Annotated in this window: 11 protein-coding genes; 2 read left to right on the top strand and 9 right to left on the bottom strand. The window is 66.8% G+C overall.

All coding sequences use genetic code 11. From position 1 onward, the window contains the following. The first annotated feature begins 21 nt into the window (after positions 1-21). On the top strand, positions 22-1,830 hold the full coding sequence (locus tag ACO05N_RS08770; protein WP_422056730.1) for an SLC13 family permease: 1,809 nt from the start codon (positions 22-24) through the stop codon (positions 1,828-1,830). On the opposite strand, the gene metH is transcribed toward ACO05N_RS08770, so the two are convergent. The 9 genes from metH to ACO05N_RS08725 all read right to left on the bottom strand — a co-directional run bounded on the left by metH (position 1,831) and on the right by ACO05N_RS08725 (position 12,035). Further along, entirely contained in the window at positions 1,831-4,434 is a 2,604-nt protein-coding gene (gene metH / locus ACO05N_RS08765) for a methionine synthase (protein ID WP_422056729.1), read from the bottom strand. It abuts the gene before it with no gap. A gap of 118 nt (positions 4,435-4,552) precedes the next feature. Further along, positions 4,553-5,599, bottom strand: coding sequence for a homocysteine S-methyltransferase family protein (locus ACO05N_RS08760; protein WP_422056728.1), 1,047 nt, complete (start codon positions 5,597-5,599; stop codon positions 4,553-4,555). Between the two features lie 119 nt (positions 5,600-5,718). Then, the gene (metF, locus tag ACO05N_RS08755; protein WP_422056727.1) at positions 5,719-6,639 is read right to left on the bottom strand and encodes a methylenetetrahydrofolate reductase; all 921 of its coding nucleotides are present in this window, start codon (positions 6,637-6,639) and stop codon (positions 5,719-5,721) included. Continuing rightward, positions 6,636-7,610 carry an ArsR/SmtB family transcription factor gene (locus ACO05N_RS08750; protein ID WP_422056726.1) on the bottom strand — a complete coding sequence of 325 codons (975 nt, stop codon included), beginning with the start codon at positions 7,608-7,610 and terminating at the stop codon, positions 6,636-6,638. Before ACO05N_RS08750 ends, metF begins: the two co-directional genes overlap by 4 nt. Positions 7,611-7,812: 202 nt before the next feature. After that, entirely contained in the window at positions 7,813-8,835 is a 1,023-nt protein-coding gene (locus ACO05N_RS08745; RefSeq protein WP_422058723.1) for a glycosyltransferase family 4 protein, read from the bottom strand. 11 nt (positions 8,836-8,846) lie between these two features. Beyond that, entirely contained in the window at positions 8,847-9,731 is an 885-nt protein-coding gene (locus tag ACO05N_RS08740; protein ID WP_422056725.1) for a UDP-2,3-diacylglucosamine diphosphatase, read from the bottom strand. Between the two features lie 85 nt (positions 9,732-9,816). Next, positions 9,817-10,431 (bottom strand): glutathione S-transferase family protein, encoded by a 615-nt coding sequence (locus ACO05N_RS08735; protein WP_422056724.1) that lies wholly within the window; start codon positions 10,429-10,431, stop codon positions 9,817-9,819. Between the two features lie 13 nt (positions 10,432-10,444). Then, a complete protein-coding gene (locus ACO05N_RS08730) occupies positions 10,445-11,014 on the bottom strand; it encodes a hypothetical protein (protein ID WP_422056723.1) in 570 nt (189 codons plus the stop codon). A 16-nt stretch (positions 11,015-11,030) separates the two neighbouring features. Further along, on the bottom strand, positions 11,031-12,035 hold the full coding sequence (locus ACO05N_RS08725) for an NAD(P)H-quinone oxidoreductase (protein ID WP_422056722.1): 1,005 nt from the start codon (positions 12,033-12,035) through the stop codon (positions 11,031-11,033). Between the two features lie 124 nt (positions 12,036-12,159). Between ACO05N_RS08725 and ACO05N_RS08720 the strand changes: the two genes are divergently transcribed. Then, positions 12,160-13,821: a tetratricopeptide repeat protein gene (locus ACO05N_RS08720; RefSeq protein ID WP_422056721.1), complete on the top strand. Its 1,662-nt coding sequence runs from the start codon at positions 12,160-12,162 to the stop codon at positions 13,819-13,821. Positions 13,822-13,848 lie beyond the last annotated feature (27 nt).

The raw sequence follows: 13,848 nt of genomic DNA, 5'->3' as shown, positions 1-13,848 counted from the left end.
GCGGACCGCTAGGTTACGAGCATGATCGACGCGATCGGCGCAGCGCTTGCGTCGCACCAACCCCTGCTGGGCCTTGCCTTCATCATCGCGCTGTTCATCGCCTTTGCGACCGAGCGCTTTCCCCCAGTGACAATTACGGTGTTCGGCACCGCCGCCGCGATCGCCTTTGGCTGGCTGACGCCCGACATGATCGGCGCGTCGTTCGCCAACCCGGCTCCGATCACGATTGCCGCTTTCTTCGTGCTGTCGAGCGCGCTGATCCGCACCGGCGCGATCGAAGCGGTGGCGAGCATGCTCGTCCGTCGCGCGGCCGTTGCGCCGCGCCGCACTGTCGCCGAAATGTTCGTCGGCGCTGCCACCGCCCCGGCCTTCATCAACAATACGCCGGTGGTGATCGTGCTGATCCCGATCGTCAAACGCCTGGCGAAGGCGGTGCAGATCCCCGCCACCCGCCTGCTGATCCCGCTGTCCTATCTCAGCATCCTGGGCGGCACGCTGACGCTCGTCGGCACCTCGACCAACCTGCTCGTCGATGGCGTCGCACGGGCGCAGGGGCAGCCCGGCTTCGGCATTTTCGACATCACGCTGGTCGGGCTGTGTACCATGGCGGCGGGGGTCGCGACGTTGCTGGTCCTCGGCCCGCGCCTGCTGCCCGCCCGCGATGACGACGACAGCGCCGACCAGCACCACCTCACCTATCTCACCGACCTGCAGCTGATCGGCGAGCTAGCCGACCGTCCGCCTATGATCTCCGAGCTCGGCTTCCTCAAGCGCGACGCGGTGCGGCTGATCGGGGTTCGGCGCGGCAACGACCTGCTGCGCGATCCGGCACCACACCTGGTGATATCCGGCGAGGACCGACTGGTCGTCTCCGCCTCGGCGAACGAACTGGACGGACTGGCGCGGCGCAGCGACGTGCGCGTCGGGCTTCAGAATGTCGGCCAGCCGATCCGCCTGTCGGAGGATGCGCGGGCCGAGGATGTGCGGCTGATCGGCGTGACGATCGCCCCGTCGCACCCGACGCTGGGTCGGCATCTGCGCGAGATCCCGTTCCTGTCGAACCTCCCTGCCCGGATCCTCGGCATCGGCCGTGCGCGTCATTTGCCCGGGCCTTTCCTGGGCAGCGTACGGCTGCGCGCTGCCGACAGCCTGCTGGTCGCCGCCGATGCCAATGGCGCGGCGGCGCTGCGGGAAAACCCCAATCTGATCGTCGGCGACACCAGCGCGGTGCGCGCGTTCCGTCGCCGTCGCGCGCCGATTGCGGTGCTCACCCTCGCCGGGGTCGTGCTGCTTGCGGCGCTGGGCGTCGCGCCGATCCTGACGCTCGCCATCCTCGGCGTCGGGATCGTGCTGGTCACTGGCTGCATCGACCCGGAAGAGGCGTGGAATTCGATCGACGGCAGCGTGCTGGTGCTGATCCTCGCCATGCTTGGCATCGGCGCGGCGCTCGACCGAATCGGCACCGTCGGTCTGATCGTCGATACCGCCTCCCCCTGGCTCGGCACGCTATCGCCGCTGATGCTGATCCTGGTGCTGTATTTCCTGACCTCGATCCTGACCGAGGCGGTGACCAACAACGCCGTCGCCGTCATCATGACCCCGGTCGCGATCGGCCTCGCGCAGGCGACCGGCAACGATCCCACCGCGCTGATCGTCGCGGTCATGTTCGCCGCCTCGGCCAGCTTCGCCACGCCGATCGGCTATCAGACCAACACGATGGTCTATGCCGCCGCAGACTATCGCTTCTCGGACTTCGTCAAGATCGGCATTCCGATGAACGTGATCGTCGGCGTCGCCACCTGCATCGCGATCCACCTGCTGATCGGTTGATCAGTCCAGGTTCGGCCGCAGATAGCGCTCCGCCAGTTCGACGCTGATCCCGCGCCGCGCCGCATAATCCTCGAGCTGGTCGCGTCCGACGCGCGCAACGCCGAAATACTCGGCTTGCGGGTGACCGAAGTAAAAGCCGCTGACCGCTGCGGTCGGCAGCATTGCAAAGCTTTCGGTCAGCGACACGCCCGTATTCTTGTGCGCGTCGAGCATCTCGAACAGGATCGGCTTGAGGCTGTGCTCGGGACAGGCGGGATAGCCCGGCGCCGGGCGGATGCCGCGATACTGTTCCTTGATCATCGCCTCGTTGGTCAGCTGCTCGCCCTCGGCATAGCCCCACAGCGCCGTGCGCACGAAATGGTGCAGCCGCTCGGCGAACGCCTCGGCCAGACGGTCGGCCAGTGCCTTGAGCAGGATGTCCGAATAATCGTCGATCGCTGCCTTGAACCGCGCCAGATGGGGCTCGATGCCGTGGATCGAAACCGCAAAGCCCCCGATCCAGTCGCCCTGCCGGTCGATGAAGTCGGCCAGGCACATATTCGCCCGCCCTTCGCGCTTCTGGATCTGCTGGCGCAGCATCGGCAGCGTGACATGCTTTTCGTCCTCGACATGGACGATGATGTCGTCGCTCTGGCGGCGGCACGGCCACAGTCCGGCCACGCCGCGCGCGGTCAGCCAGCGTTCCGCGATGATCTTGTCGAGCATCTTCTGTGCATCGGCGAACAGGCTGGTCGCGCTTTCGCCGACCACCTTGTCCTCCAGGATCGCCGGGTAATTGCCCGCCAGCTCCCACGCGCGGAAGAATGGGGTCCAGTCGATATAGTTGCGCAGGTCCCTGAGGTCCCAATCGGGGAAGCTGTGGACGCCGGGCATGCGCGGGCGGCCGGGCTTCAGGCTCATATCCGCCTCGAACGCATTGTCGCGCGCCACCGCCAGCGGCACGAGGTCGCTCTGCCCCTTGTTGGCGCGGGCGATGCGAACGGCCTCATATTCGTCGGCGACCTTGGCGACATAATCGTCGCGGATCGTGTCGGAGACGAGCGTGGTGGCGACGCCCACTGCGCGGCTGGCGTCGAGCACATGCACCACCGGCCCGTCATAGGCCGGCGCGATCTTTAGCGCGGTATGCACCTTCGACGTCGTCGCCCCGCCGATCAGCAACGGCATGGTCATGCCGGAGCGCTTCATCTCCTCGGCGACCGTCACCATCTCGTCGAGCGAGGGGGTGATCAGGCCAGACAGGCCGATCATGTCGGCGTCATTCTCGTTCGCCGCCTGCAGGATCGTCGACCACGGGACCATCACGCCAAGGTCCACCACCTCGAACCCGTTGCACTGCAGGACGACGCCGACGATGTTCTTGCCGATGTCATGCACGTCGCCCTTGACGGTCGCCATGATGACCTTGCCCTTGCCCTTCGCGCCCGGCTCCTTCGATGCCTCGATATAGGGGAGGAGGTGCGCGACCGCCTTCTTCATCACGCGCGCGCTCTTCACCACCTGTGGCAGGAACATCTTGCCGCTGCCGAACAGGTCGCCGACGACGTTCATCCCGTCCATCAGCGGGCCTTCGATCACCTCGATCGGCTTGTCGGCCTTCTGGCGGCACTCTTCGGTATCCTCGACGACATATTGGTCGATGCCCTTGACCAGCGCATGTTCCAGCCGCTTCTCGACGGCCCAGCCGCGCCACTCCGCCGCCTGCTTCTCCGCCACCACATCGGTGCCGCGATACTTCTCGGCCAGCGCGACGAGCCGGTCGCCCGCCTCCGGATCGCGGTTGAGGATCACGTCCTCGCACGCAGTGCGCAGTTCCGGCTCGATCTGGTCATAGATGTCGAGCTGTCCGGCATTGACGATCGCCATGTCGAGCCCGGCGGGGATCGCGTGATACAGGAACACGCTGTGCATCGCGCGGCGCACCGGCTCGTTGCCGCGGAACGAGAAGCTGAGGTTCGACAGCCCGCCCGAAAAATGGACATGCGGGCAACGCGCCTTGATCTCCTTCACCGCCTCGATGAAGTCGACGCCGTAGTTATTGTGCTCCTCGATGCCCGTCGCGACCGCGAACACGTTGGCGTCGAAGATGATGTCCTCGGGCGGGAAGCCGATCGCCATCAGCTCCTTGTACGCCCGCTCGCAAATCTCGACCTTGCGCGCCTGGGTATCGGCCTGGCCGACCTCGTCGAACGCCATCACCACGACCGCAGCGCCATAGTTCATGCATTTGCGGGCGTGCTCCAGAAACTGCGGCACGCCTTCCTTCATGCTGATCGAATTGACGATCGGCTTGCCGGACACGCATTTCAGCCCCGCCTCGATCACGTCCCATTTGGAGCTGTCGATCATCACCGGCACGCGCGCGATGTCCGGCTCGGCGGCGATCAGCTTGAGGAAGGTCGTCATCGCCTCATGCGCGTCGAGCAGGCCTTCGTCCATGTTGACGTCGATCACCTGCGCGCCATTCTCGACCTGCTGCCGCGCGACCTCGACCGCGGCGGTATAGTCGCCGGCCATGATCAGCTTCTTGAACTTGGCAGAGCCGGTGACGTTGGTGCGCTCGCCGATATTGACGAAGGCGGTGGAGGTGGTGGTCGCGGTCATTGGTTCTTCTTTTTCCCCCCTCCCGCTTGCGGGAGGGGTCGGGGGAGGGCGTGTCAGTCTCGGGCGGCGCAGAGGAGGACAGGCCCTCCCCTAGCCCCTCCCGCAAGCGGGAGGGGAATTACGCCGCCATCACGAACGGCTCCAGCCCGGCAAGCTGCGTCCGCACCGGCGGCGTCGGGATCGCGCGCGGGGGCAGGTCCTTCACCGCGTCGGCAATCGCCTTGATATGCGCCGGGGTCGATCCGCAGCAGCCGCCCAGAATGTTGACCTGCGCCTGATCGGCCCATTCCTTGACCAGCCCCGCCGTGGTGTGCGGTGCCTCGTCATACGCGCCCAGTTCGTTGGGCAGGCCGGCATTGGGATAGACCATGATCAGCGTGTCGCAGAGCTTGGACAGCGTCGCGACATGCGGGCGCAGCTGCTCCGCGCCGAACGAGCAGTTGAGCCCGATCGTCACCGGCTTGGCGTGCCGGATCGCGGCCCAGAACGCTTCGACCGTATGGCCCGACAGGTTGCGGCCCGACAGGTCGGTCAGCGTCATCGACATCATGATCGGCAGGTCGCGGCCCAGCGCCTCACCCGCCTCGATCGCCGCCATCACGCCGGCTTTGGCGTTGAGCGTATCGAACACCGTCTCGATCAGGATGAAGTCCACCCCACCTTCGACCAGCGCGTCGATCTGTTCGCGATACACGTCCTTCAGCGTGTCGAAATCGATCTCGCGATAGCCCGGATCGTTGACGTCGGGCGACAGCGACAGCGTCTTGTTGGTCGGGCCGAGCGCCCCGGCGACGAAGCGGGGGCGCCCGTCCTTGCCCTCGAACTCGTCCGCGATCGACCGCGCCAGCTTGGCGCTCTCGACGTTGATTTCGCGCACCAGATGCTCGGCGCCATAATCGGCCTGGCTGATCCGGTTGGCGGAGAAGGTGTTGGTCTCGGCAATATCCGCCCCCGCCTCGAAATAGGCGCGGTGAATGCTGGCGGGTACTTCCGGCATTGTCAGGGCGAGGATGTCGTTATTGCCCTTCTGGTCGTGGCTGAGGCCGAGATTGCCGGCATAGGCGGCCTCGTCCAGCTTCCAGTTCTGGATCTCGGTGCCGAATGCACCATCGGTGATCAGGATGCGCTTGGCGGCTTCGGCCAGCAGTTTTTCGCGTGGTGTCATGTCTTTTCTCTCTCCCCTCCCGCTTGCGGGAGGGGCCGGGGGAGGGCCTGTTCAATCACGGGAAGGTCTGGCCTCCGACAGGCCCTCCCCTAACCCCTCCCGCAAGCGGGAGGGGAAGTTCACGCCGCGACGCTCGCCGCCGCGCCGCGCGGGCGCACCCCGAGCAAATGGCAGATCGCGTAGCTCAGCTCCGCCCGGTTGAGCGTGTAGAAGTGGAACTGCCGCACGCCGCCCGCATAGAGGTTGCGGCACAATTCCGCCGCCAGCGTGGCGGATACGAGCTGGCGCGCCGCCGGGCGGTCGTCCAGCCCCTCGAACAGCCGCTCCATCCAGCCCGGCACCGCCGTCCCGCACATCGCCGACATCTTCTGGACCGCGGCAAAGCTCATCACCGGCATGATCCCCGGCACGATCTCGGCATCGATCCCCGCCGCCGCCGCCGCATCGCGGAAGCGCAGAAAGGTATCGGCCTCGAAGAAGAACTGCGTGATCGCGCGGTTCGCGCCCGCATCGATCTTGCGCTTGAGGTTGTCCAGGTCATGCGCCGCATCGGGCGAATCCGGGTGGCATTCGGGATAGGCCGCCACCGAAATCTCGAACGGATGCAGCTTGCGCAGGCCAGCGACGAGATCGGCGGCATTCTCGTACCCGCCCGGGTGCGTCGCATATTTCTCACCCGCGCGCGGCGGATCGCCACGCAGCGCGACGATGTGGCGCACGCCCGCCGCCCAATATTCCTCAGCCACCGCGTCGATCTCGGCCTTGGTCGCATCGACGCAGGTCAGGTGCGCGGCGACCGCGATCGGCGTTTCGCGCGCGATCCGGGCGACGGTGTTGTGCGTCCGCTCCCGCGTCGTCCCGCCCGCGCCATAGGTCACCGACACGAAACGCGGATCGAACGGGCTCAGCGTCTCGACCGATTCCCACAGCGTCTTTTCCATCGCCTCGGTCTTGGGCGGAAAAAATTCGAAGCTGACGTCGATGTCGCCGGCAACATCCGCGAACAGCGGCGGTGCGGACGGATCCCGATCGATACTCATGCTGCCTTCACCTCATTCACTGGCAGTTGTTCACCCGGCTGCCCCGCCTTGCGGCCCAGCCATAATTTCACGGTCAGCGCGCCGCCCTCCAGCGTCTGGGTCTGGACCGGCGCCAGCCCCGCCTTGCCGAACCAGCCGAGCATCTGATCGTCCGAAAAGCCCAGGCGCACATGCCCCTCGCGCGTGCGCAATTCCTCGCGGTCATGCGGCGCGAAATCGACGATCAGCAGGCGCCCGCCGCCGTTCAGCACCCGCGCCGCTTCGCCGATCGCGGCCCCCGGCTGCTGCGCGAAGTGCAGCACATGGTGCAGGATCGCGGCATCCGCCTCACCATCGCTCATTGGCAGCGCGTACAGGTCCGCCTGGCGCAGCTCGGCATTGACGACGCCCTGTTCGGACAGCTTCGCCCGCGCCAGTCGCAGCATTTCCGACGAGCGGTCGATGCCCAATGCGCTGTCGGCATGCGGCGCGAACAGCTCGAGCATCCGCCCGGTGCCGGTGCCGATATCGATCAGCCGCGCGATCCGCGCCTCGCCCAGCGCTGCGACCATCGCCGCCTCGACCTGTTCTTCCGCCACGTGCAGCGACCGGATCGCGTCCCATTCCCCGGCATGCGCCTCGAACCACTCGGCCGCCGCGGCCGCGCGATCGGCGCGCACCGCGGCAAGCCGCGCACTGTCCGCCACCGCCCAGTGATCCTCATCGGCGCCGCGCCACGCATCCATCGCCGCCAGGATCGGGCCGGTCCGCTTCGCCTCGCCCAGCGCGACGAACACCCAGCTGCCTTCCTTGCGCCGCTCGGCCAAGCCCGCGTCGCACAGGATCTTCACATGGCGGCTTACGCGCGGCTGGCTCTGCCCCAGCACCTGCGCCAGCTCACCCACTGACAGCTCCATCAGTCGCAGCAGCGCGAGGATGCGCAACCGCGTCGAATCCGCGAGCGCGCGGAAGGATTCGAGAGCCGTGTTCATAGGTATATAGATATAAAGATATCTTTATATCAGGTCAATGCGGGATGGAGCGCGCATTCTTAACCCCCCCCCGCCAAGGGGAGGTGGCATCGCGGAGCGATGACGGAAGGGAGGAAGCGGTCCGCACGAAGTCAGGGACGCAGCCGCCCTCCCCTTCCGTCGCCTGCGACGCCACCTCCCCCTTGCGGGGGAGGATTAGGATTTACGCCGCCCGCGCTTCCTCGATGATCGGCACCAGCGCCGCCAGAAACTGCGCCGCACTCGCTTCCCAGGTGAAGCTGCGGCCATAGGCCGCGCACGCATCCCGGTCGCGCGTCAACGCCGCGGCGATTGCCGTGTCCAGATCTTCGGCCGTTGCCCCGGATTCGTCGGTCAGGATGTCGACCGGCCCGGTCACCGGATAGGCCGCGACCGGCGTCCCGCATGCCAACGCCTCGATCATCACCAGCCCGAACGTGTCGGTCTTGCTGGGAAACACGAACACATCCGCCGCGCGATAGGCCTGCGCCAGCTCGGCGCCGAACATCGACCCCATGAACTTTGCATCGGGGTACTTGGCCTCCAGCGTGGCGCGCGCCGGGCCGTCGCCGACGACAACCTTGGTCCCCGGATGCGAAGACGCGAGGAACGCCTCCAGATTCTTCTCTACCGCGACCCGCCCGACATAGAGCTGCACCGGCCCGGGCAGTTCCGCCATCGCCGGATGCGGCACCACGCCCGGGTGGAAATTGGCCAGGTCCACCCCGCGCCCCCAATGCCGCACCTGGGTCAGCCCATGATCGACCAGCGCCTGCCGGATCGACGCGGTCGAGGCGAGGATCGACTGGGCCGGCGCATGGAACCAGCGGATATAGCGCCAGACCCATTCCGCCGGCACGCCAGAGCGCGCCTCGACATAATCGGGAAATTGCGTGTGATAGGCGGTAGTGAACGGGAAATCATGCCGCAGGCACCAGCGCCGCGCCGCGACGCACACCGGCCCCTCGGTCGCAAGATGCACCGCATGCGGCGAAAACTCGTCGAGCAGATCGCCGATCGTCCGGCTGCGCACCATCGCGAGGCGAATCTCGGGATAGGTCGGGCACGGCACCGAATAGAACAGGTCGGGCGAGATCACCTTGACCTTGTGCCCCTGCCCCTCAAGCACGCGCCGCACCGACTGGAGCGTGCGCACGACACCATTCACCTGGGGCTCCCAGGCGTCAGTTACGATTGCGATCCGCATCTCGTCGTCGCTCAAGCCGCTACGCGCTCCTCGACCCGTTCCGGGCCGAGGTCACGCGCAGCGATCTCATCGGCCCAATGGAGAATTTCCATCCGGCCATCGTAGTGCTCGACCAGAGCGGTGCAACCCTCCACCCAGTCGCCGTCATTATAATATTCGATCCCATCGATCGTGCGCATTTCGGCGGTGTGAATATGCCCCGCGATCACGCCGTCCACGCCGCGCGCCCCCGCCTCTTTCGCGACGATTTCCTCGAATCCGCAGATGAATTCGACCGCGTTCTTGACCTTCTGCTTGGCGTGCTTGCTCAGTGACCAGTAGGGCAGCCCGCGCCAGCTGCGGTACTTGTTGCACCAGCGGTTGAGCGCCATGACTGCCGTGTAAGCAGCATCGCCGACATGCGCGAGCCAGCGGTGGCTCAGCGTGATCGCGTCGAACTCGTCGCCGTGCAGCACCAGCAGGCGGCGGCCATCGGCGGTCTGGTGGATCGCCTGGCGCTTGATCTCGACCCCGCCGAACGACAGGCCGCTGAACTGGCGGAAAATCTCGTCGTGATTGCCGGGGATGTAGATCACCCGCGCGCCGCGTTTGGCGCGCTTCAGGATGCGCCACACGATGTCGTTATGCGCCGCGGGCCAGTAGAATTTCTTCTTGAGCTGCCACCCGTCGATGATGTCGCCGACCAGATAGATCGTGTCGCTGTCGACATGATCCAGAAAGTCGATCAGCATCCCGGCATTGCAACCACGCGTGCCGAGATGAATGTCGCTGATCCAGATCGTGCGATACTGCCGCCGCTCGGTCACGGTCTTTTCCGGGATCGCCGGTTCGGCGGCGGTGAAGTCGGCGAAGTCCGCGACATTGGTGTCGAACGGAAGTCGAGTGATCGTGGCCATGTCTGCGCCCCGTGCAATGCCCTTGCCCGGCCCGCCTATGGCGATGGATTGTTACAGCTCGAATCGTTGCCGCGTCACGCAAATGTCATGCGGTGATCGGCACATAACCGGGCAGCCCCTCAACCCGCGCGATCCACGCGCGCACCGCCGCGAACGGCGCCAGCGCGAACCCGCCCTCCTCGGCGACATGGGTGTAGGCATAGAGGCAGATGTCGGCGAGGCTCGGTGCATCGCCCACGAACCAGTCGCGTGCCGCCAGATGTTCGTCCATCAGCTTCAGCGCCGCCACGCCCGCCGCGCGCTTCCCCGGAAGCAGGGCGCGCTGAAGATCGTCCAGATTGCCCTCCCCGACCCACCCCATCCAGAACCGCACCGTCGCGATGTTCGGCTCGTGATTATATTGCTCCCAGAACATCCAGCGCAGCATGTCCGCCCGGTCGAACGGGTCGGCGGGGATCAGCGCACTGCCATTGGCGAGGTAAAAGCACGCCGCATTGCTCTCGGGCAGAAACCGGTCGCCATCCTGCAGCACCGGGATCCGCCCATTGGCATTGACCTTGGCCAGAAATTCCGCGGTCCGCGTCTCCCCGGCCATGATGTCGTAGCTGCGCCGCGCGACCGCCGTGCCCGTCAGCGCCGCCGTCAGCCGGATCTTGTAGCAATTCCCCGACGGGGCATATTCGTGCAGGATCAGCGACATCGCCCGGTCTCCATCAGATCCAGCCTTCCTCCGCCCGGCGCCGCAGCACGCCGCGACGATACAGCCAGCCCCATAAAGCGACGCCGGCGACGAACAGCCAGCCCCACAGATGCCCCCAGAAGGGGTAGAAGAACCCCTCCATCGGATCGCGGCCCAGTTCCTTGCGCAGCAGCTCCGCGCCGCGATCGCCCAGCGGCGCCATCACCGTCTCGCGCGGGCTTTTGGTATAGAGCACCGGACCAAGCTCGGTAAAATAGGCGAACGGCATCCCCAGGAACGTCCATTCGCGCACGCCGACGCCCAGCGCCGGCCAGATCTGCGTGTCCTCGTACTTGGGGGCGAACAGCGTCTGCCCGGCGGTCGCGCTCAGCATCAGCTGCGCGACCTTGCCATGTTCGACCGGGACATGGACCCCGCCATGGAACACCCAACCGGGCAGTTCGCTCAACGCCGGCACGCCCTTGGGAATATCGGCGACATGCGCCACCGTCCGCCGCTGATCGCTCAGCACCCAGCCGCGGTCGGAAAACAACAGGATCCCCAGCAACGCAAAGACCAGCACCGCCCCCACGAAATCGCGCATCGCTCCCCCTGCTGTTTCAGTCCCCGATGGTCAGGACGATCTTCCCCATATGCGCGCCGCTTTCCATCCGGGCATGCGCCTCGGCCGCCTGCGCCAATGGATAGGTGCGGTCGATCACCGGCTTCAGCCGCCCGTCGGCCACGAACGGCCATACCGACCGCGAAAGCTCGTCCGCGACCAACGTCTTGAACGCGGTGTCGCGCGCGCGCAGCGTCGATCCGGTCAGCGTCAGGCGGCGGCGCATGATCTCGAACACCGGCACGGTGGCCATCGCCCCGCCCTGCACCGCGATCGACACATGCCGCCCGTCATCGGCCATGCACTTCATGTTGCGCGCGACATAATCCCCGCCGACCATGTCGAGCACGACATTGACCCCGCGCCCCTCCGTCAAATCCTTGACCCGCGCCACGAAATCCTCGGCCTTGTAGTTGATCGCATGATCAGCGCCATGTGCCAGGCACGCGGCGACCTTGTCGTCGCTCCCAGCCGTCACGATCACCGTGATCCCGAACAGATTGCACAGGCTGATCGCCATCGTACCGATCCCGCTGGTCCCGCCATGGACCAGCGCGACATCGCCCTCGCTGGCGTAACCGCGCTCGAACAGGTTCGTCCATACGGTGAACAGCGTTTCGGGGATCGCCGCCGCCGCGACCATCGACAGGCTCTCGGGCACCGACAGGCACTGGCCCAGCGGCGCGACCGCATATTGGGCGTAACCGCCCCCGGCGATCAGCGCGCACATCGGCTGGCCGATCAGCTCGGGCGGCAGGTCGGCGCCGACCGCCACCACTTCGCCCGCAACCTCCAGCCCCGGGATGCTCGTCACCCCGGGCGGCGGCGGATAGCCGCCCATGCGCTGGAGCACATCGGGCCGGTTGACCCCGGCAGCGGCGACGCGGATCAGCACCTCGTCCGCGCGCGGCACCGGCACCGGCCGTTCGACCGGCACCAACACCTCCGGCCCGCCCGGCTCGGTCGGGTCGATCGCGATCATCCGGTCTGGCAGGCCAGTCATGCATATCCCCCCAAGAACTGCGCCTGAATCGACGCGACGGGGCGTCGCGTCAAGCGCGGTCCTACACAAAGCGCGACCGCCTTCGTCGGTTGACAGCGGATCGGGAGCGCGGAACGCTCCGACCATGCATCCCACGACCCGCTCGCTCCTCGCCCTGCTCGCGCTCGCTACCGCCCCGGCAGCGCTGGCCGCGCAATCCGAACAACGCCCCCTGCCCGACGGGTTCGAGGCCGCGATCAACGCGCGCGATTTCGCACGGGCGCAAGCGCTGATCGAGCCGGCCGCCAATGCATGCCTAGATTCCGATCCGTCCGCCGCCAGCTGCATCGACCTGCTGACCTGGCTCGCGTCGGTCGGTCAGCGCCGCGAGGATCGCCCGCTCCAGCTGCGCGCCGCCCGCCTCGCCGCCGCCGCGGCGGCCCGATATGCCCCCGGCACCGCGCGCGAATATTATGCGCTGGTCAATCTCGCTGGTGGACTGAACCATTCGGGCACGCCGCTCGAAGCGGAAGCGCCGGCGCGTCGCGCGCTCGCCATCGCCGAACGGCTATGGCCTGAGCCGAGCGACAATGTCGCGCTGATCTGCCGCAACCTTGCGACGACACTGACCGATCTGGGAAAACATGGCGAGGCTGTAACGCTGATGCGCCGGGCGGTCGCCATCCGCACGGCACAGGGCGGTGCCGAATCGGTCGCCGCGCTCGACGCCAGCCGCGTCCTCGGCGTCACCCTCAACGAAGGCGGGCACATCAGCGAGGCGGTAACGCTCCTGACCCATGTCGCCGACACCTTGGCCACCCGTCACCCGGCCCGCATTGTCGAGCGCGCGCAGGCTGAAGGCGATCTGGCTGCCGTCCTCAACGATGCAGGGCGCTTTACCGACGCCGCGCAACGCTATCTGACGGCGGTCACCCTGTGGGAGCAGACGGGCGATCAGGGCGAAAGCCTGATAACCGCGCTCAACAACGCTGCACGCAACTTTGCCGCGATGGGGGATTATCAACGCGCCGAGCAGATCGACCGCGCGGTGCTGCGGTTCAAGAGCGCGCAGCTCGGACCCGACGACCCCTCGCTGGCGCGCTCCTACGGCAATCTCGGCGTCGTGCTGGAAGCGCAGGGCAAGGTCGACGAGGCCCGCCCGCTGTTCCGCAAGGCGTTGGCGATGGCCATCGCCGCGTATGGCCCGGACCATCTGCGCACCGCGCCCTTCCGCGGCTATCTTGCCGACACCCTTTCGCTGGCCGAGCAGGAAGCGGAGCGGCGGAGGTTGGTCGCGCTGTACCGCGACCAGCTTGGCGCGGGGCACCCGGACACACTGAACGCACTGGCGCAGCTCGCTCATGTCTATGCTGCGCTGGGCCGCCATGGAGAGGCGGAGGGAGCATTCCGCGAAATCGTTGCGCAGGGCGAACGGACCTGGGGGCCAGACAATGTCAATTTCGCGGACTCGCTGATCGCGCTCGCGCTGTCGCTTGCCCGCCAGCTGCGCCCCGGCACGCTGGCCGAGATGCAGTCGCTTATTGCGCGCGGCTGGTCGATCCAGCGCGCTGCGCTCGGCCCGGAGCATCCCGACACGATCGAGTCCGCCATTTACCTGGCGCAAATGAGCGCCGACGACCGCGCGCGCACCCTGTCGCGCGCGGCGCAATCCGGCATCCTCGCGCGGATCGGGCGCAGCCGCGACTTCGGCGCCACCGCCCAGGCGGAGCTGCGCGGCTTCTCGCCCGTGTTCGGACAGGCGGTCCAGATCAACTGGCGGCTGTCGCATCGCCCGGCGGCAAAATAGCGCCGCATCGGCTTGACATCGCCCGGA

Origin of the sequence: Sphingomonas sp., from assembly GCF_965227385.1 — a bacterium.
Classification (GTDB): domain Bacteria; phylum Pseudomonadota; class Alphaproteobacteria; order Sphingomonadales; family Sphingomonadaceae; genus Sphingomonas.
Note: the sequence above shows the minus strand (reverse complement) of the source record. Positions and strands in the feature narration are given on the sequence as shown.

Excerpts from the sequence above, each read along its gene's own strand:
- ACO05N_RS08740 (WP_422056725.1), bottom strand. The coding sequence starts at position 9,731 with ATGGCCACGATCACTCGACTTCCGTTCGACACCAATGTCGCGGACTTC.
- ACO05N_RS08745 (WP_422058723.1), bottom strand. The coding sequence starts at position 8,835 with ATGCGGATCGCAATCGTAACTGACGCCTGGGAGCCCCAGGTGAATGGT.
- ACO05N_RS08770 (WP_422056730.1), top strand. The coding sequence starts at position 22 with ATGATCGACGCGATCGGCGCAGCGCTTGCGTCGCACCAACCCCTGCTG.
- ACO05N_RS08760 (WP_422056728.1), bottom strand. The coding sequence starts at position 5,599 with ATGACACCACGCGAAAAACTGCTGGCCGAAGCCGCCAAGCGCATCCTG.
- ACO05N_RS08720 (WP_422056721.1), top strand. The coding sequence starts at position 12,160 with ATGCATCCCACGACCCGCTCGCTCCTCGCCCTGCTCGCGCTCGCTACC.
- ACO05N_RS08735 (WP_422056724.1), bottom strand. The coding sequence starts at position 10,431 with ATGTCGCTGATCCTGCACGAATATGCCCCGTCGGGGAATTGCTACAAG.
- metF (WP_422056727.1), bottom strand. The coding sequence starts at position 6,639 with ATGAGTATCGATCGGGATCCGTCCGCACCGCCGCTGTTCGCGGATGTT.
- ACO05N_RS08730 (WP_422056723.1), bottom strand. The coding sequence starts at position 11,014 with ATGCGCGATTTCGTGGGGGCGGTGCTGGTCTTTGCGTTGCTGGGGATC.
- metH (WP_422056729.1), bottom strand. The coding sequence starts at position 4,434 with ATGACCGCGACCACCACCTCCACCGCCTTCGTCAATATCGGCGAGCGC.
- ACO05N_RS08750 (WP_422056726.1), bottom strand. The coding sequence starts at position 7,610 with ATGAACACGGCTCTCGAATCCTTCCGCGCGCTCGCGGATTCGACGCGG.
- ACO05N_RS08725 (WP_422056722.1), bottom strand. The coding sequence starts at position 12,035 with ATGACTGGCCTGCCAGACCGGATGATCGCGATCGACCCGACCGAGCCG.